13 protein-coding genes are annotated in these 18,565 nt (G+C 40.1%); 6 read left to right on the top strand and 7 right to left on the bottom strand.

What is annotated here, in order from left to right; all coding sequences use genetic code 11:
- Positions 1–64 precede the first annotated feature (64 nt).
- Positions 65–355 carry an MliC family protein gene (locus CWC16_RS03555; RefSeq protein WP_138540534.1) on the bottom strand — a complete coding sequence of 97 codons (291 nt, stop codon included), beginning with the start codon at positions 353–355 and terminating at the stop codon, positions 65–67.
- Between the two features lie 133 nt (positions 356–488).
- Between CWC16_RS03555 and CWC16_RS03550 the strand changes: the two genes are divergently transcribed.
- Together CWC16_RS03550 and CWC16_RS03545 are read left to right on the top strand one after the other, a co-directional pair.
- Positions 489–1,400 (top strand): DUF808 domain-containing protein, encoded by a 912-nt coding sequence (locus CWC16_RS03550; protein ID WP_138540533.1) that lies wholly within the window; start codon positions 489–491, stop codon positions 1,398–1,400.
- A 116-nt stretch (positions 1,401–1,516) separates the two neighbouring features.
- Complete coding sequence (locus CWC16_RS03545; RefSeq protein WP_138540532.1) at positions 1,517–3,475, top strand: S9 family peptidase; 1,959 nt, start codon at positions 1,517–1,519, stop codon at positions 3,473–3,475.
- A 43-nt stretch (positions 3,476–3,518) separates the two neighbouring features.
- On the opposite strand, the gene CWC16_RS03540 is transcribed toward CWC16_RS03545, so the two are convergent.
- The 3 genes from CWC16_RS03540 to CWC16_RS03530 all read right to left on the bottom strand — a co-directional run bounded on the left by CWC16_RS03540 (position 3,519) and on the right by CWC16_RS03530 (position 8,183).
- Complete coding sequence (locus CWC16_RS03540) at positions 3,519–4,460, bottom strand: tetratricopeptide repeat protein (protein ID WP_138540531.1); 942 nt, start codon at positions 4,458–4,460, stop codon at positions 3,519–3,521.
- Between the two features lie 93 nt (positions 4,461–4,553).
- Positions 4,554–5,954: a M20/M25/M40 family metallo-hydrolase gene (locus CWC16_RS03535; protein ID WP_138540530.1), complete on the bottom strand. Its 1,401-nt coding sequence runs from the start codon at positions 5,952–5,954 to the stop codon at positions 4,554–4,556.
- Positions 5,955–6,104: 150 nt separating this feature from the next.
- Positions 6,105–8,183 (bottom strand): TonB-dependent siderophore receptor, encoded by a 2,079-nt coding sequence (locus CWC16_RS03530; RefSeq protein ID WP_138540529.1) that lies wholly within the window; start codon positions 8,181–8,183, stop codon positions 6,105–6,107.
- A 206-nt stretch (positions 8,184–8,389) separates the two neighbouring features.
- On the opposite strand from CWC16_RS03530, the gene dbpA reads away from it, so the two are divergent.
- Positions 8,390–9,778, top strand: coding sequence for an ATP-dependent RNA helicase DbpA (gene dbpA / locus CWC16_RS03525; RefSeq protein ID WP_138540528.1), 1,389 nt, complete (start codon positions 8,390–8,392; stop codon positions 9,776–9,778).
- Here the strand turns inward: dbpA and CWC16_RS03520 are convergent, their stop codons facing one another.
- Positions 9,779–10,342 (bottom strand): DNA-J related domain-containing protein, encoded by a 564-nt coding sequence (locus CWC16_RS03520; RefSeq protein WP_138540527.1) that lies wholly within the window; start codon positions 10,340–10,342, stop codon positions 9,779–9,781.
- Positions 10,343–10,417: 75 nt separating this feature from the next.
- On the opposite strand from CWC16_RS03520, the gene CWC16_RS03515 reads away from it, so the two are divergent.
- A complete protein-coding gene (locus CWC16_RS03515; protein WP_138540526.1) occupies positions 10,418–13,234 on the top strand; it encodes a tetratricopeptide repeat-containing hybrid sensor histidine kinase/response regulator in 2,817 nt (938 codons plus the stop codon).
- A gap of 222 nt (positions 13,235–13,456) precedes the next feature.
- Here the strand turns inward: CWC16_RS03515 and rho are convergent, their stop codons facing one another.
- Together rho and trxA are read right to left on the bottom strand one after the other, a co-directional pair.
- Positions 13,457–14,716 (bottom strand): transcription termination factor Rho, encoded by a 1,260-nt coding sequence (gene rho, locus CWC16_RS03510; protein WP_055015905.1) that lies wholly within the window; start codon positions 14,714–14,716, stop codon positions 13,457–13,459.
- 182 nt (positions 14,717–14,898) lie between these two features.
- The gene (gene trxA, locus CWC16_RS03505; RefSeq protein ID WP_055015906.1) at positions 14,899–15,225 is read right to left on the bottom strand and encodes a thioredoxin TrxA; all 327 of its coding nucleotides are present in this window, start codon (positions 15,223–15,225) and stop codon (positions 14,899–14,901) included.
- 91 nt (positions 15,226–15,316) lie between these two features.
- Between trxA and rhlB the strand changes: the two genes are divergently transcribed.
- Together rhlB and gppA are read left to right on the top strand one after the other, a co-directional pair.
- Entirely contained in the window at positions 15,317–16,594 is a 1,278-nt protein-coding gene (gene rhlB, locus CWC16_RS03500; RefSeq protein ID WP_054983731.1) for an ATP-dependent RNA helicase RhlB, read from the top strand.
- A gap of 44 nt (positions 16,595–16,638) precedes the next feature.
- Positions 16,639–18,132 carry a guanosine-5'-triphosphate,3'-diphosphate diphosphatase gene (gene gppA / locus CWC16_RS03495; protein WP_138540525.1) on the top strand — a complete coding sequence of 498 codons (1,494 nt, stop codon included), beginning with the start codon at positions 16,639–16,641 and terminating at the stop codon, positions 18,130–18,132.
- The last annotated feature ends 433 nt before the right edge of the window (positions 18,133–18,565 follow it).

Raw genomic sequence — 18,565 nt, 5'->3', positions numbered from 1 at the left:
GTATAAAAACAGGTTATTTATTACGAGGAGAAAAAAGAAAAAGTTTAAATCGCGAAGGACAAAATTATAAAGCGTCTGCTTGTTGTTGGCAGTGGTATTTATTACCTGAAACAATCAACATCGCTTCATCGGCTTTAGACCAAAATAACACTCGCTCATTAATATACTTTACCCCTGATGCGCTAGGCTCTTTATTAAGTGTATATGTTTGCTGATTTAAAGTAAGTGTTGCCCGCGCTCCTTGGTGGGCTAATTCTACTACGCGATCGTTGCATAAATAGTGGGTACTTTTAGGCTCATCACTACAGGCTGATAAAATCAGCATGCTTGTAAAAATAACCACTAATGCTTTCATTAATACCCCCTAAGTAAGTTTGCCATTGATAAAAATCAGTGCGTCCAATCAGCATAACAAAGCAAAATTAACCGTTGGTGAAAATTACGGATTAAGCTATGTTGATAGCATTATTTTTTAGCTAGGAAGCAACATGGCAGGCATTAACCTTTTAACATTACTTGATGATATAACCACCTTACTTGATGACATTGCCACGATGAGTAAAGTCGCCACTAAAAAAACAGCCGGTGTACTGGGTGATGACTTAGCACTTAATGCTCAACAAGTGACAGGGGTTACAGCCGACCGCGAATTACCCGTGGTTTGGGCGGTGGCAAAAGGCTCATTTTTAAATAAAGCTATTTTGGTACCCGCTGCATTGCTCATAAGTGTATGGCTGCCTTGGCTGATAACCCCACTGCTAATAATCGGTGGCTTATTTTTATGTTTTGAAGGTGCTGAAAAAGTATTTGCTAAGTTTTTACCTCATCATGAAGAAGTAACAAACGAAGGTGAGAAACTTGATTTAGTTGAGTATGAAAAGCAAAAAGTAAAGGGAGCTATACGTACCGACTTTATTCTCTCAGCCGAAATTATAGTGATCACCTTAGGAACGGTTGCAGGTGCCTCGCTCGTAAATCAGGCACTTGTATTATGTGTTATAGCCGTTTTAATGACCATAGGTGTATACGGGCTCGTAGCCGGTATTGTAAAGCTTGATGACGCGGGATTGTATTTGCTCAATCAATCAAAGGCGTCGGCTAATAAATTTAAAGAGTGGCTTGGTAAAGGCTTATTAGCTGCAGCGCCAAGGCTTATGCAATTTTTAGCCTTTGCTGGCACGGTGGCCATGTTTTTAGTCGGTGGTGGCATTTTATCCCATGGTATTGAGCTACTACATCATTGGCAATTAGAAGTAACAAATATAGGTAAGTCGTTACTAAATGGCACTGGCGAAACATTAGCCCCCCTTATATTTGACGGATTACTAGGGGTAGTCGCGGGGCTATGCATTGTTATCCTGCATTTAGTTTGGAGTAAATTTGCTAACACTAAGCACTAGATTTATAACGCTATTAATTTACGCCTATTTACATAAAAGGGGAAAGCATAGTGTATATTTTTGTTAAAAGTATGTAACATAAAAGCTTAATAAAAAAATAAATAAAAGGAACTTTAATGAATAAGTTTTTGGCTTGTTTGACACTATTGCTGGTCAGTATTTTTAGCTCTCATACTACAGCAAGTAATGACTTGGTACCGATAGAAAGTTTTAGTAAAGATATAGAGTTTGCAGGTGTGAAAATTTCACCTGATGGAAAATATTTAGCTGTAATTACTCGCCCTGAAGGAAAAAATGTATTAATGGTGCTAACCACAGATACATTTAAAGTAAGCCATGCAATAAAATTCCCTAATAATGCCCAAGTTGGCAATTATTACTGGGTAAACAATGAAAGAATTGTATTGGCCAAAGAGTACATTAAAGGTTGGAAAGACCATCCCGAATATCATGGTGAGCTTTTTGGTATAAATGCTGATGGTAGCCAAGGCAAATACCTAGTGGGTTACCAAGGTGAAATGCAAACGGGTACCCGCATCAAAAAAGCGACACCTATACTCGGCACTTCTTATGTACTAGACCCGCTTATTCATGATAGACGTAAAATGCTGATCCTAACCTTCCCATGGAACGCATCAAATGAGCCGCATACAATCGTTTATGAAGTTGATATTTACAGCGGAAAACGAAAAAGAGTTTCTAGGTCACCATCAAGAATGGCAGGCTTTTTAACGGATCATGATGGAAATGTGCGTGTTGCTGTTTCAAACGATGATTACATTAACCAAAAAATTTATACGCGAGAAAAGTCCGGTGGTGAATGGCAACAGCTTGATTTAGGAGAGCTAAAATACACTGATATTAGTCTTCATGCGTTTGATAGTACGGGCACATCTGTTTATGTTACAGCGTCAGAAAGTGGCGAAGCAAAAGGGCTTTACAAACTAAACTTAGAGAGCAAAAAGTTTGAACTTTTACATAAAGAACAGCACGTTTCTCCAAAAAAAGTGTGGGTAGATGAAGTTTCTAAAGAGTTATTCGCAATTGAAAATGAGCTTGGTTATCCAGCTTATACCTTTATAAATAATTCTCATAAAAGTGAGCGCTTAAAGGCATTAATACAATCGCTTCAAGGTCAGCAAGTGCAGCTTGTTAGTAGCACTGAAGATGGCGAGAAGAGTATTATATTTGCGTCAAGTGATACCAACCCTGGCAGTTATTACTTGTATGACGCCAAAAAGAATAGCTTGCGCTTTTTATTTGCGACTAAAAGCTGGATCAAGCCAAGTGAAATGGCAATAACCAAACCTGTAAATTATAAAGCGCGTGATGGCTTAACAATATACGGGTATTTAACCATCCCTAATAATACTAATGAAAAAAACTTACCTTTAGTTGTTATGCCTCACGGTGGGCCTCATGGACCAAGAGATTGGTGGGGCTATGAGAGCGAAGCTCAACTATTAGCCAGTAGAGGCATTGCCGTACTAAAAGTTAACTTTAGAGGCTCTGGTGGCTTTGGTCGCAACTTTGAACATGCTGGACATAAAAAATGGGGTGCTGAAATACAATACGACATTATTGACGGTGTAAAACATTTAATAGAGCAAGGTACTGTAAATAAAGATAATATTTGTATAATGGGCGCAAGTTTTGGTGGTTATTCGGCATTACAAAGTGCAATTTTAGAACCTGATATGTTTCAGTGTGCTATTGGTGTCGTTGGGGTGTACGATTTACCGCTAATGTTTGAAGAAGGTGATATCTCTGAACGTGACCGTGGACAGCGCTATCTTAAAAGCGCGCTTGGTACTGATGAAGCACAGTTAAAGCGTTTTTCACCTAGTTACAACATAGACAAGCTTAAAGCACCCGTTTTAATTGTACATGGTGGGCAGGATGAGAGAGCACCAATTGAGCAAGCTGAGTCTTTAGTTGCAGCACTAAAAAAAGAAAACCACCCTTACATATACGAGTTACTTGAAGATGAAGGGCATGGCTTTTATAAAGCTGAGCACAGAACGCGCTACTACAAGCAGGTACTAAACTTTTTAGATGAGCATATGACTTTCTAATTATAAGCGAAGATTGAAAATGGCCAGTAAAACTGGCCATTTTTTATTTGCAGTTTGCTTTATCACACATTTCTTCTAATTCTATTTTCGCTTTACTATTACCTTGCGCTATTGCATGCTCGTACCAATGCTTTGCTGTTTTTATATTTTTAGTTACGCCTTGGCCATCTCGATACATTTGCGCAAGATTTAGCTGCCCCCATTGCGAGCCTGCATTTGCGGCAATAGTAAAACTCTCAAGCGCATCGCTATACTGTCCGTTTTTAAAATACGTAATGCCTTGTTGGTTATTTTTGTCGAGCTTTAAACCTTTATATAGCGGTTTAGGTTTTGGCGGAAACATAACAAACCCACCATATAAACTATTTGCCGAGGGGCGCAGTACGTCGTAAATCACCCCGTCGTTGTAAAGTCTTTTTACTTCGCTACGAGGCAAAGTAATTTTGTCAGCTGAGAAGTAACCTCTTTGTACTAATAAGCTGGTACGCATCGCAGTCGTAATGCCGTTGTTACGCTTATAACTGTAATTACTTACCTGAAAAGTTATAAACTGCTCGTCAAAACTTAAAACTTGCGCAACTTTTAAGTTAGTCAGTGTCCATGGCTCATGAGTAAATTTATCGGCGTGTACTAAATACGTGTCGTACGCTTTAGGATTCGTTAAGTAGCGTTGCTTTTGCGCTTGCGCTGCAGCGTGTTGTTGGTAAAAAAACAGCCCCACCCATAACGCTAAAAATACCCCTATAAAGTATTTAGGAAGAGTGACAATTTCAAAAACAGGTAACTGCTTTAACTTTACAGGCGCATTATGGCCGCATTGATAGCATTCGTATTTATAGTTTAGCGCTAAAGGTATAACAGGAATAACCGTAAAGCGTAAAAAACGACTTTGGTTTATTAGATGATAGGCGCGGCTATGGCAATTAGGGCAGCACTGCGTTTTTGCAAAATAAGGAAATGACTGACTCGTATTGAAAAGCAACATACCTACACACTCCTTGTTTTGTTTTATTTATATAAAGGTAAAACAAGGAGTGCGTTTAGCAAAGCGACAAACTGTAAGTAAGTATGTCAGTTATTATTTTGTGTCTGCTTTAGGCTTAATAGTGGTTTTTGCATCGGCGGCCATTAGCGCAAACACAGCGTACGCAGCGGTATTTTGGCGCAGTTTAGCAGGTGTTACTTTATCGAGCGTGTCATCAGCTGTGTGATGGTAATCAAAGTAATCTGTGCCATCTTGAGCTAACTCAAATATAGGTGCCGACACCGCTTTTTTAAATGGAATTAAATCCGGCCCGCCGTTGGCTTGGTTTTTACCAATGTACTCAATGTTTAATGGCGCCAGTTCTTTTGCTATAGCACGTACTACTGGTAGTGAAGCTGCATCTACATTCGACTCAAAACCATATACTACATCGGCGCCAAAGTCCGACTCAGCAGCTGCAACTATATTATGTAAATCGTTTTTATGTTGTGCAAAGTAAGCTTTTGCTCCCCAAAGGCCAAGTTCTTCTGCTGCAAAAAGCACAACGCGAATACTGCGTTTAGGGCGTTTAACATCGCTAATGTGTTTAGCCGCTGCCATTGTTAGCGCAACACCTGCACCATCATCTAATGCGCCAGTGCCTAAATCCCATGAGTCTAGGTGGCCACCAATTAACACATATTGTTCTGGGTTTTCGGTGCCATTAAATTGGCCTATAACGTTATAGCTTGTGCCTTCTCCTAGGCTTTGTGTTTGTACATTTATATTAACTGTTACCTTTTTGTTTAAAGCCACTAAGCGCGCTATTTGATCGGCATCAGGGTTGGCAATGGTGACGTTGGGTATTTTTTTAACGCCTTCTTTATAGTGGCTGCCTCCTGTGTGAGCAAAACGGTGGTGAGCTGTACTCACTGAGCGCATCATGTAAGCAACCGCGCCTTTTTTCGCGGCCTCAACGGCACCTGTGCCACGTGCTTTTACAGCAGGGCCATAACCGTTGCCATCAATATGGCGATTCATTCGATAATTAATATAGGCAATCTTACCTTTTAAACTATTTGCTGGTGCTGCAATTAGCTCATCCAATGTTTCAAACAGTACAACCGGTGCGCTAATACCATCTTTAGGTGTGCTTACACTGTTACCTAACGCAGTTAAATGCAGAGGTTGCTCACTTGGGGTGAGTATTTTTCCGCTTTCGCTGTAACGGCGCCAATTTGGAAAGGCTGCCTCTTCAAGCCATACTTTATCAAAACCCAATTCCTTAAATTTAGCTTTAGCCCACGCAACTGCTTTTTTATCGTTTTCAGTGCCGGGTAGGCGAGGACCCACTTCTGTTGTGAGTGATTCGAGTAGCTCGTAGCTTAAAGGGCTTTTAAGCGCAGCACTGCGCACTTCATCAACCTGTTGTAATTGTTTAGTGGTGAATTCTGCACTTGTTGCATGAGCAGTTAAGCTGCTAGTTAGTAAAAGTGCTGTAATAATTTTTTTCATATTGAGTAAGCCTTTTTTTAATTACGTGCATTAGAGCATTTTTTGAAGGCTTTAAAAAATAGATGAGATGAATGTAGTAGGGTTTTTAATAGGCATTAAAAAGCCCGCACAATCATTATTGTGCGGGCTTTTTAAGTATAAGTTTATAACTTAAAAGCTAAATTGAGCTGCCAGGCGTACATTTGTGCCTTCGCCAATAGTTACATTACCATTACCGCCGCCACCTAAGTAATCAGTATCAAATAGATTTTCAACGTTAAGGCGAAGATTTATATCGGTGTTACTCATGTTAAACTTATAAGTTGCACCAACATCTATACGTGTATAGGCATCTTTGGTAATAGAATTATCGCTATCTGCAAAGCGTTCACCTTCATAAAAAGCACCGGCATTAAACGCAATGGTGTCGTTTAACTCATAGCGTGTCCAAAGTGATGCAGACCATTTAGGGGCATCGGTAGGTCGTTTACCTTGTAGATTTTCGTTCGCTCTTTCATAGTTAGCATCTAAATACATTGCAGATGCCATAACAAATAAACGGTCAGTTGCTGCACCTTGTGCTGCCATTTCAAAACCTTTATGACGCTGTTCACCAACTTGGTTTGTTTCAGTGGTAATTGAGCCGATAGGTGTTTCAAGTTGTTCTGTAACTAAGGTTCCATTTTTACTTATATCGAAAATAGCACCGCTAAGCATTAAACGCTCATCAAATAGCTGCCATTTAATACCAAGCTCTCTTTGTTCAGAGGTGATAGCATCTATTTTCATACCAAAGTTGATATCTTCTTCGTTAGTAATGGTTTCGTTTTGTGGCTCAAAACCTTCTGTATAACTGGCATAAATAGTTGCAGATGCATTCGGGTGATAAAGTACGCCGAATTTAGGCAAAAACGACTCGTTATTTTGTCCTTCACGTGTTTGCTTATCAAAGCGACCGCCAACAGACACTTGCCATTGTGGTGAAAAAGTAATTAAATCTTGGGCGTATACACCGTAGTAGTCATATTCAGTTTCGCTTTTAGTGAGATCAGTTTTATAGCTGACATCTGGGCGGGCAGGTTCATTTTGGCCTGCTGTAAAACTAAATGAATCAGCAGATGTGCGTAGTTGACCATAATAGTAGTCAAGCGAGTTCGCACCGATTAGAAATTGGTGTTGTATGCCAGCCGTTTCAAATTCACCAATAAAATCAATAAATGCAGTGGTGAATTGCCAATCATCAAAACGATCGTATGGGTTCGAAGTGTATGTATTCGTTTGTGAGATGTAAGAATTTCGACTAGGAGATGACTCAAAACGCTGGCGCTCAAATGTTTGCTCGTTGTAACCAAGCTTAACTTGCCAGTGATCGTTTAAGTAGACTTCAAAATCTACGCCTAAGTTTTCTACCGTTATGTCGGTAAACGCCCAAGACATATCGCGAATGGTTTTCTCATCGCCAATCACATTGGCGTTGTCATCTATCCATGCACCTGTATCAAGGCCTGCTTCGTCGTCTGTGCGGTCGTAATGCACGCGTACTAATGCGTTGTCACTTAAATCGTAATCAACAATTACAGCGCCTAAAAAACGGTCGCGTTCACGGTTTTCGCCGTTTTGATATTCGCGCCAGTAATCCACATCTTGTTTTACTAAAATACCGCGTGCACGTAAATCTTCAGCGTCGGTAAGTGCACCAGCTGCGTCTAGCATAAAGCGGGTAGAGCCGTGTTGGTCTACATCTGCGCTGGCGTTAAATAATGTAGTTGCCGTAGGCTTTTTTGTCACCATGTTAATCAAGCCACCTGGGCCTGATTGTCCGTATAAAATACTTGATGGACCTTTAATAACTTCTACTTGTTGTAGAATTTCAATCGGTTGCTGGTAGTGAGACCAATGTTGGTGTCCGTCGCGTAAGTAGCCTGTCGATGAGCTAAGTTCAAAGCCGCGTAAGTTAAATACTTCACGGTTACGTTGTTGAGAGCCGGCAGTTAAACTTGCATCGTTAGTAAGTACTTCGCCAAGGGTCGTTGCTAATTGCTCGCTAATGATTGTATCGCTAATAACAGTGACTGATTGCGCTGTTTCTAACAATGACGCTGATGTTCTCATTGCTCCGTTGGCGTTGTCGACTTTGTAGTCGTTAAAATAACTACCTTTAACTTCAATTCGCTCTAAGTCAGTAGGTGCGGCAAAGGCGCTTGTGCTAATGGCACCAACAAGTGCTACGTACAGTGAGTTTAGTTTCATCAATTACATCCAGTGTTAGGGTGTTAAAATTTTTCGAGGATCTTAATGAAAATTAGTATCATTTGCAACTTTTTTATTAACAAGGATTAACGCATCGTAAAATAATGCACATCGGGTATTAATGGTTGCCTAAGCTGAATTCTGCTATTATGGAGCTCATATTTTGGGGCTAAGCCCTGTGTTGTTTTATTATTTTGGAATTTATTGTGACTTCTACTGCATTTTCATCTTTGGCTTTACCTGCTGGTTTAGTTGATAATTTATCAACACTTGGCTACTCGCAAATGACGCCTGTACAAGCGCAAAGCCTGCCACCTGTACTTGAAGGTAAAGACATTATTGCACAGGCAAAAACCGGTTCAGGTAAAACTGCTGCTTTTAGTTTAGGTGTGTTAGCTAAATTAAATGTAAAACGTTTTCGTATTCAATCGCTTGTACTTTGTCCAACGCGCGAACTGGCCGAGCAAGTGGCAGTAGAAATGCGTAAACTTGCCCGCGGTATTCACAATATTAAAATATTAACGCTATGTGGTGGTGTATCAATTGGCCCACAAATAGGCTCGCTTGAGCATGGGGCGCATATTATTGTGGGTACACCTGGGCGAGTGGACGATCATATTCGCAAAGGTACACTGCGTTTAGACGATGTTGAAACGTTAGTACTTGATGAAGCAGATCAAATGCTTGATATGGGCTTTCAAGATACCCTTGATGCAATTATTGAGTGTATACCGCAAAATCGTCAAACGTTGTTATTTAGTGCTACCTTTCCGCGTGCAATTGAAGCGATTGCAAAGCGCGTATTAAAAAATCCAGAGATGATAAAAGTAGAAGAAGAGCAAGAAAAAAGCACTATAAAACAATACTTTTACAAAATGGATAACAACAAACAACGCTACTCAACGCTCAAATTATTGCTACTTAAATTTACACCACAAAGCTGTGTTGTTTTTTGTAATACCAAGGTAGAAACACAACAAGTTTGTGATGATTTAGCAAACGAAGGCTTTAGTGCCGTGGCGCTTCATGGTGACTTAGAGCAACGTGATCGCGAACGTACGTTAATTCATTTTGCTAATAAAAGCGCGTCAATATTAGTGGCAACCGATGTAGCTGCGCGTGGCTTAGATATTGACGACATGGACATGGTAATAAATTACCATTTAGCACATGACCCACAAACCCATGTGCACCGTGTAGGACGCACAGGCCGAGCCGGTAAAAAAGGGATTGCATGCTCTATTTACGGTGATGCTGAACAGTTTAAAGTGGCGCAAATTGGTGACCATTACGAACGCGACTTTTTGCCAGAACCAATGCCTGCCTTTAGCTTATTAGAAAAGCCGCCTTACAAGCCAGAAATGGTCACGCTAATGATTGATGCCGGCAAAAAGCAAAAAGTGCGCGCGGGTGATATTTTAGGTGCGCTTACTGGCAAAGAGGGAATTGCAGGCCGCCAAGTCGGTAAAATAAATGTACTTGATAACGTTGCCTTTGTAGCGGTAGAGCGTAATGCATCAAAACCTGCACTGCGTAAATTAACCGAGGGCAATATTAAAGGGCGTAAAATTCGTGCCCGTCGCCTTACCCGTTAATTAGGTGTTTTGAGCAGCTAGCTTTAGCTGCTCATACTCGGCTCTTACTTGTCTAAATTTACATGCACTTCCAGTTTGCTTATCTGGATGATGTTTTAATGCCAATTGCCGCCAGCGCTTTTGTAGCATAGCTAAGTTAAAGTTTGGCGGTAATTGCCAAGCTTTAATTAATGGCTCAATATGCACAACTGGATGCTTTATTAGTGGGTTAAATTGCTGCCAAAAACTATCTAATAATGCCTCAATGTCTTTGGCACTGGTGTCGTAGTTTTCCAAGTTTAAATAGTAACTTTTTAAATGGGATGGCGTTGCTACATTGCTACTTGGCTCTGCAAGTTCAATATGTAATGACGATATAATTAAGTGCTTGGGTAATAGCTGTGTTTGCAGCTCAAATAACGCATTCATAATTAAAAAATTCTTTTTAAATAAATTTTGCTCAGGGTTAACATCTAAAGATGGTAACACCCCTTGTTGAGCGAGCGTTGCGGCTAAGGTATGAACTTTCCAAACTGGCTGAGTTAAAAGTAACTCAAAAATCTCATCAATCAGGGGGTTAAGCATTGTTTGCGCTCGTTTTGTTGTGTATCTTCAATAAAGATTACACTGACTAAAGCTAAAGTTTGAAGGAATAATATTATGCTAGGCAAATTGAAGTGCCTTTTATTTGTTTTATGTTGTGTGTTCATACTGCCTAGCTTTGCTCAAAATAGTGTATCTTTATTTGATGAATTTAAAAAAGAGCAGCAGTGGGACGTAAAACTCACGCTCGGTAATGCGCTGCTTGAAGCAAAAAATATAACAGAATCTCAAAAGGTTAGTGTGTATTCTGAACTTGCCGATTTAGCCTTCTCCTCAGATGATTTTGAAAATGCTCTGCTGTACTTTAAAAAATTAGAACAGCACACCTCCTCAAGTTACTTGCCAGATATGCATTTTAGAGCCATTAAAATGCAAGGTGTTGTGTTTTATTTTCAGGGATATTTTCAGCAAGCTATTGTTGAATATAGCCGCGCCATGGTAATTGTTGAAAAAAACAATAAGCAAGTAGAGCTTGCAAACCTGCTTAGTAACATTGGTTTAGCGTACTTTGAAATGAATAATATGGAGCTGACGCTCGAATATTATTTAAAAGCAAAAGAGATTTATGAAAAAAAGGGCAGTGCGCAAGACCAAGCTGACATTTTGCTAAATATAGCAGGGGTGTACATTAGATTATCGCGTTATGAAAGCGCGATTTTATTTTATAAAGAAGTACTTAAAGTATATCAAAAACTAGGTGATACCAGCGGTATAGCGCAAGTTAACAATAATTTAGGCGTTGCTTACTACGAAAGCTCACAATTTGACTTAGCACTGCACTATTATCAAATGGCGTTGCGTTACTATATTTCTACCAATGATTATAATAAGTTATCTACCCAATATACTAATTTAGCAAACATCAATTTAATTCTTAATAACGTGGATGTTGCTTACGAGCAGGCTAAATTAGGGGTACAAAATGCCCTTGAAATTGCGAATCACAGTTTAGAGCTTAACGCCTTACATGCACTGGCTAAAATACAATTTGTGAGAGGTGAGCTTGCTGATTCGCGAATAAGCTTAGATAAAGCCACCGATTTGGCCACACAATATAATAGTGTGCGTATAAAGCGCGATGCTTTTGGCACGCGTTCGCTTTTAGAGGCTAGCAAAGGCAACTACGCTGAGGCATTAACGCTTCACGAAAAGTTTGTAGCAGAGCAGCGTGGTATTAATAGCGAAACAATCACCAGTGCTTTAGCAGTATTACAAAACCAATTTAAAGCGACTCAGTTAAACCAAGAAATTCAGAAGCTCAAGCAAGAGCGAAAAGTACAGAAATTAAAAATGAGCCAGCGCTCGCAGCTCACAGTTTTTATTTTTGTTTTATTATTTTTAGTGATTGTTACTGGCACCGCGCTTTATCGTCGGGGTGCCGAAAAGCGTGCCAAGCAGTTATTAAAGGAGCAAGTTGCGCAGCGTACGGCAGAGCTGCAAGCTATAGCTCAGGAGCTACGAGAAGCTAATGATGTTAAAAGCCAGTTTTTGGCAAATATTAGCCATGAAATTAGAACCCCGCTCACCGCTATTTTAGGCCAAACAGATGATTTAATTAATGGTTTGTACGAGCCTGAAAACCTACAAGATGAATTAAAAATAATTCAGCGACATAGTGATCATTTAAAAAGTTTAATTAATGATGTGCTTGATTTAAGCAAAATAGAAGCAAACAGATTAGAGCTTAATATTTCGTGCTTTGACATAGTGCAGCTAGTTAGCGATGTACATGCTATGTTTATTTCGCAGGCTAAAGCGAAGCATTTGCAAATTCGTTTTGATAACCATGTAGGTAATGCGTTTTATACCAAACTCGATTTAATGCGGGTAAAGCAAATACTCATCAATTTATGCGCTAACGCTGTTAAGTTTACTCAGGCTGGGCAGGTAGTTGTGTCTTTGAACAAAACTGAGCAAGGGCTTGTTTTTATAGTTAAAGATACTGGTATTGGCATGAATTCATCGCAGCTAAAACAAATATTTGAATGCTTTAGCCAAGCCGATAACAGTATTAGCCGTCGCTTTGGTGGCACTGGGTTGGGGCTTAGTTTGTCTCAGCAGCTGGCCTCTATGATGGGAGGGTACATTAGCGTTCAAAGTGAGTTTAAACGCGGGAGCCAGTTTTCGCTGTTTTTACCCTGTGTAGAGGTTGAAAAAGAGCGAGATGAGTACGAATATGTAACCTCGTCTAAACGGGTTAAGCAGTTAACTGGTCGTGTAGTACTGGCTGAGGATCACCCCGACAACCGTAGACTCATAAGTCGTTATTTACGTTCTATGGGGCTTGAGGTTATAGCGGTAGAAAATGGTGAGCAAGCGGTTGAGAAGTGCCTTCAAATATACCCAGATTTAGTGCTACTGGATATACAAATGCCTATTATGGATGGCCGTGCTGCATTTTCATTATTACAAAAGTGCGGCTTTCAAGCGCCTATTTTTGCTTTAACTGCCAATGCAATGAGTCATGAAGTCGATGATTATCTTGCGCTAGGCTTTACAGGGTATTTAGGTAAGCCGTTAGATAAAAACGCTTTTTATAACACGCTTGCTAAACATTTGGATGAAGCTGCTAAACAAGAGCCACCATATGCAGCTCAGATAGATATGAGCGACTTAGTAACAAGTTTTAAGCAAAGTTTCACGTTTGAAAACGAAACCATAAATCAGCATTATAGTAGTAATGACTTAGAGGCATTACAAAAAGACAGCCATCGCATTTTAGGGGCAGCGCAAATGTTTGCGTTAGACGATATTGCCAAGGCCGCTAAAAATCTCGATATGGCTTTACTCAATAAACAAAGCCAAAGTAAAGAACACATTCAAAAGCTTGTAGATGAATTACAGTGTGTACTTAAAAAATATAACGAAAGTTAATTATTCTAATCGTGTTAAGTTATTAGACATTTATAGCGACAGATAAATAGAGTGGTAAGAAGGCATGAATTTTGACACGAAGTTGCTCTACATAAGAAATTTATAACGCCATTAACGCTTTATTTAGCATGCTAGAAAGGCTAAATATCTAAGTTGATTGGTATTGCCGTTTAAATATAAAAAAAGCGCTCTAGGCGCTTTTTTTATATAACGAAAACGCGCTTATTGGCGTTTCATCGAATCGAAGAATTCATCGTTCGTTTTGCTCATAGAAAGCTTATCAATTAAGAATTCCATAGCATCAATCTCTGACATTTCATGAACAATCTTGCGTAAAATCCATAGCTTTTGTAGCTCATCTGGTTTAGTAAGTAGTTCTTCACGACGCGTACCTGAGCGGTTAAAGTCGATGGCAGGGAATACACGCTTTTCAGCAATCTTACGATTCAAGTGTAGTTCCATGTTACCGGTACCTTTAAACTCTTCGTAGATAACTTCATCCATTTTTGAGCCCGTGTCGATAAGTGCTGTAGCTATAATCGTTAAGCTACCGCCTTCTTCAACATTACGTGCAGCACCAAAGAAGCGCTTAGGCTTGTGCAGTGCATTAGCATCAACACCACCGGTAAGTACTTTACCTGATGAAGGGATAACTGTGTTGTAAGCACGTGCTAAACGGGTGATTGAATCCAATAAGATAACCACATCTTTTTTGTGCTCAACCAAACGTTTTGCTTTTTCAATCACCATTTCTGCAACTTGTACATGGCGAGAAGCTGGCTCATCAAACGTTGATGCAATAACCTCACCTTTAACAAGGCGTTGCATCTCGGTTACTTCCTCCGGACGCTCATCAATAAGTAAAACCATTAATGTAACATCTGGGTGATTGTGAGTGATTGATTGTGCAATGTTTTGCAGTAGCATTGTTTTACCCGCTTTAGGCGGTGCTACTAACAAACCACGTTGGCCACGGCCAATTGGTGATGCTAAATCAAGTACACGAGCGGTAATGTCTTCTTTACTGCCGTTACCGCGTTCCATACGAAAACGTTCGTTTGCATGTAGTGGGGTAAGGTTTTCAAAAAGGATTTTAGTGCGAGAGTTTTCAGGTTTATCAAAGTTAACTTCGTTTACTTTTAGTAAAGCAAAGTAACGTTCGCCGTCTTTAGGTGGGCGAATAAGGCCTGAAATAGAATCGCCAGTACGCATACTGAAACGGCGAATTTGGCTTGGAGATACATAAATATCATCTGGGCCAGCTAAGTAAGAGGCTTCTGATGATCTTAAAAAACCAAAACCATCTTGTAAAATCTCTAGTACACCGCCGCCGTAGATGTTCTCTCCGCCTTTGGCATGTGCTTTAAGAATGGCAAAAATGATATCTTGCTTTCTTAAGCGGGCTACGTTTTCGAGCCCCATGGACTCAGCTAAGTTTACAAGTTCTTTTATAGACTTGTCTTTTAATTCGCGTAAATGCATATTGGTGGGTTCTTTATTACAATTGTCATACTCAAAATCGCTTTGATAGTTGAGTGAGGTTTGTTGAATATAACTAAGGATTAGTTGGCTTTATAAACTAGCAGTTCACTGGCACAGCGTCCAGTCTTTATACAAAATAAACACAAAAAAAGGGCAAAAAAGCCCTTTTTTTTCATTTTTACTTAGATATTGTTTTCTAAGAACTCAATAAGTTGAGTTTTAGAAAGCGCACCAACTTTCGTTGCAGCTACTTGGCCATCTTTAAAAAGAAGTAGTGTAGGGATACCACGAATACCAAACTTAGGTGGTGTGCCTGCGTTTTGGTCAATGTTTAACTTGGCAACTGTTACACGGCTATCATACTCATCAGCCACTTCATTAAGGATAGGGGCGATCATTTTACAAGGTCCGCACCACTCAGCCCAAAAATCTACTAGTACAGGCTTGTCTGATTGTAATACGTCAGCTTCAAAGCTATCGTCAGTAATTTGGATTATTTTCTCGCTCATTGCGCTCTCCGATTTAGTTAGGCGAAATATTTAGTGCGTATTTAAACACTCTTGTTTCTTATTGCAAGTTTAAACGTTATGCTTAAACGCTATGACTAAGACACATTTGACCGATAAAAAGTTTTCAGACTTTGCTATCGCACCGGAAGTGGTTGCCGGTTTAACCGAAAGTGGGTTTGAGTATTGCACACCCATTCAAGCAAAATGCCTACCTTTTATTTGTGACGGTCGCGATATCGCGGGCCAAGCACAAACGGGTACGGGCAAAACGTTGGCGTTTTTAACTGCCACGTGCCATCGGTTATTACAATCTAGCAAAGCACCTAGTAAACATCCAAGAGCCCTGATCATGGCCCCGACTCGGGAGCTTGCGATTCAGATACACAAAGATGCTAAAATTTTAGCGCCGCACTGTAATCTTAACTTAGGTTTAGTATATGGTGGCGAAGATTACGAAAAACAACGTGCACAATTAGAAAAAGGCGTTGATATTTTAATTGGTACTACAGGTCGACTAATCGATTTGTACAAGCAAGGCTGTTACACCCTTAATGAAATTGAGGTAGTTGTGCTTGATGAAGCCGATCGTATGTTCGATTTAGGCTTTATAAAAGATATTCGTTACATGTTCCGCCGTATGCCAGATACAGCAGATAGACTCAATTTATTATTTTCTGCCACGCTTTCTTATCGCGTGCAGGAGCTTGCCTTTGAACATATGACTAACCCTGAACACGTTCAAATCGAGCCAGACGTAAAAACAGGCAAGCGCATTAAAGAAGAGCTATTTCATCCTTCTCAAGAGGATAAAATTAAGCTGCTATTAACTTTAATTGAGGAAGAATGGCCGGATAAGGCCATCGTATTTGCCAATACCAAACACAGTTGTGAGACAGTATATGCCTGGTTAAAAGCCGATGGTCACCGTGTAGGTATGCTCACTGGTGATGTAAACCAGAAAAAACGCCAATCTATATTAGCGCAATTCACCAAAGGTGAATTAGACTTTTTAGTGGCAACTGATGTCGCAGCACGTGGGCTACATATCCCTGAGGTAAGTCATGTATTTAACTTTGACCTACCGGATGATTGTGAAGATTACGTTCACCGTATAGGTCGTACTGGTCGTGCCGGCGCATCAGGCCATGCAATTAGCTTTGCATGTGAACAGTATGCTTATAACTTACATGAAATAGAAGAGTATATAGAGCACAGCATTCCTTTATCACATTATGATAAAACCGCATTGCTAGATGATTTAACAAAGCCTACTATTCAAAGAAAGCGCAACTATTCTACAGGCCCACGTAATCGTAGTAACAATAACGGACGTCGCCCGAATAATAGTTACCAAAAAGGACGGTCGTAACTTGGCCGTTACTGTACGTAGTAGTAACTAGAGGTTTTTGAACGGTGGGGCAATTTAAACCGCAAAAAAATGTGTATGCAGTCATTGATTTAGGCTCAAATAGCTTTCATATGCTAATTGCTAAATCAATTGCTGGCGGCCTACAAACTATAGGCCGCGTTAAACGCAAAGTAAGATTAGCAGCAGGGCTTGATAGCGAAAATGTATTAAGCTCTGAGGCAATGCAGCGAGGTTGGGAGTGCCTTGCACTTTTTGCTGAGCGCCTACAAGACATTCCAAAACAAAATATCACCATAGTAGCAACTGCAACACTTCGACTTGCAACGAATGCCGATGTTTTCAAGGCGCATGCTGAGAAGATACTAGGCCATACGATAAATGTAATTAGTGGTGAGCTAGAAGCACGCACCATTTATAAAGGTGTAGCACACACCTCATCGTGTACTGGCAAACAACTTGTCATTGATATTGGTGGGGCAAGTACCGAAGTCGTTATAGGTAAAGGTTTTGAGGCACTGCACTATAAAAGCTTAAATATGGGATGCGTCACATACTTAGAGCGTTACTTTAAAGACTGTCAACTAAGTGAAGCAAACTTCAATGCCGCCATTAAAGCTGCTCATGAAGTGGTTGACGAAATTGCGCCAGAGTATAAACAAGCAGGGTGGCAAATAGCATCAGGTGCCTCTGGTACGGTGCAAGCGATTCAAGAAATCATGGTCGCGCAGGACTTAGATGATCTACTTACATTAGAAAAGCTAAATAAAATAAAACAGCAATCGATAGCCTACAGTACGATTGCTGCACTTGACCTGCCTGGGTTAAGTGAAGAGCGCAGGTTAGTTTTTGTGTCGGGCCTTGCAATCTTAATAGCGCTATTTGAATCGCTTGAAATTGAAAAAATGGGTTTAGCTGGCGGTGCACTTCGCGAAGGTGTACTTTACAGTATGGTACCTGAGCTTCATAACAACGATATCCGTAAACGTACAGTGGATGGGTTTATGGACCGGTATCATGTTGATCAAAAGCAAGCGAATCGAGTATCGAGCTTAGTTATTCAACTGGCAGAACAAGTGGGTGAAAGCTGGCCGCTTGTTAGTGAAAATGCCTTGCCGCTTTTAAAAGCCGCAGCGCAACTTCACGAAATTGGTTTATTGATAGAGTATAAGCAATACCATAAGCACACAGCCTACATTATAGAAAATACCGATATGCCTGGTTTTTCACAATCCGAACATAAAGTGATTGCTGCAGTTGCAAGCGCACATCGTTCTGATATCCAAAAAGGAAGCTTCAACGTTCTAGGTGCGCATAGTACGCTTACCCAATACTTAGTTAGGCTATTAAGAATCGCCGTAATATTATCGATGCGCCGACAAGATGACGTACTTCCTAAAATAGAGTTATCTGTAGAAAAAGACACATTAGACTTAAAGTTTGCCAATAACTGGTTAAAAGAACACCCGCTTATGGCTAGTGAGCTACAACAAGAGTCAAAACTGCAAAGTAAACTCGGTTGGAAACTCATCGTAAACTAATATAAAAGGCCCGTAAGGGCCTTTTTAGTGTTTAAAGTAACCACTTTGCTTTAATTTCACGCGAACAGTCATTTATTTCAAGTTTTCTTAAAAAAAGGCTTGATCTGTTTTCGGATCTCCCTATAATGCGACCCTACTGAGACGGCAGAGCGCAACGCATAGCGAGGCACGAGCTAATCAGTGAGTCGAGTAAAACTTAGTTTTAAAAACTTTCAAGTTTAACAAAATTAAGTGTTGACAAAAAAATAGGAAGGCGTAACATGCGCAGCCCTAGCGAGATAAAGCAACACGCTTTAATCGCAACGTTCTTTAACAATATAAAGCAATCATCTGTGTGGGCACTCGTACAGATTGAGTTCTAACAGCCAAGCTACTTCGGTAGTGAGGCAAACAAATTTAGAGTCTCAATTGAAACTGAGTGACCAACAGCAAT

The sequence above is a fragment of the Pseudoalteromonas sp. S3776 genome, from assembly GCF_005886915.1.
Taxonomy (GTDB): domain Bacteria; phylum Pseudomonadota; class Gammaproteobacteria; order Enterobacterales; family Alteromonadaceae; genus Pseudoalteromonas.
This window is presented reverse-complemented; position numbering and strand designations above follow the sequence as displayed.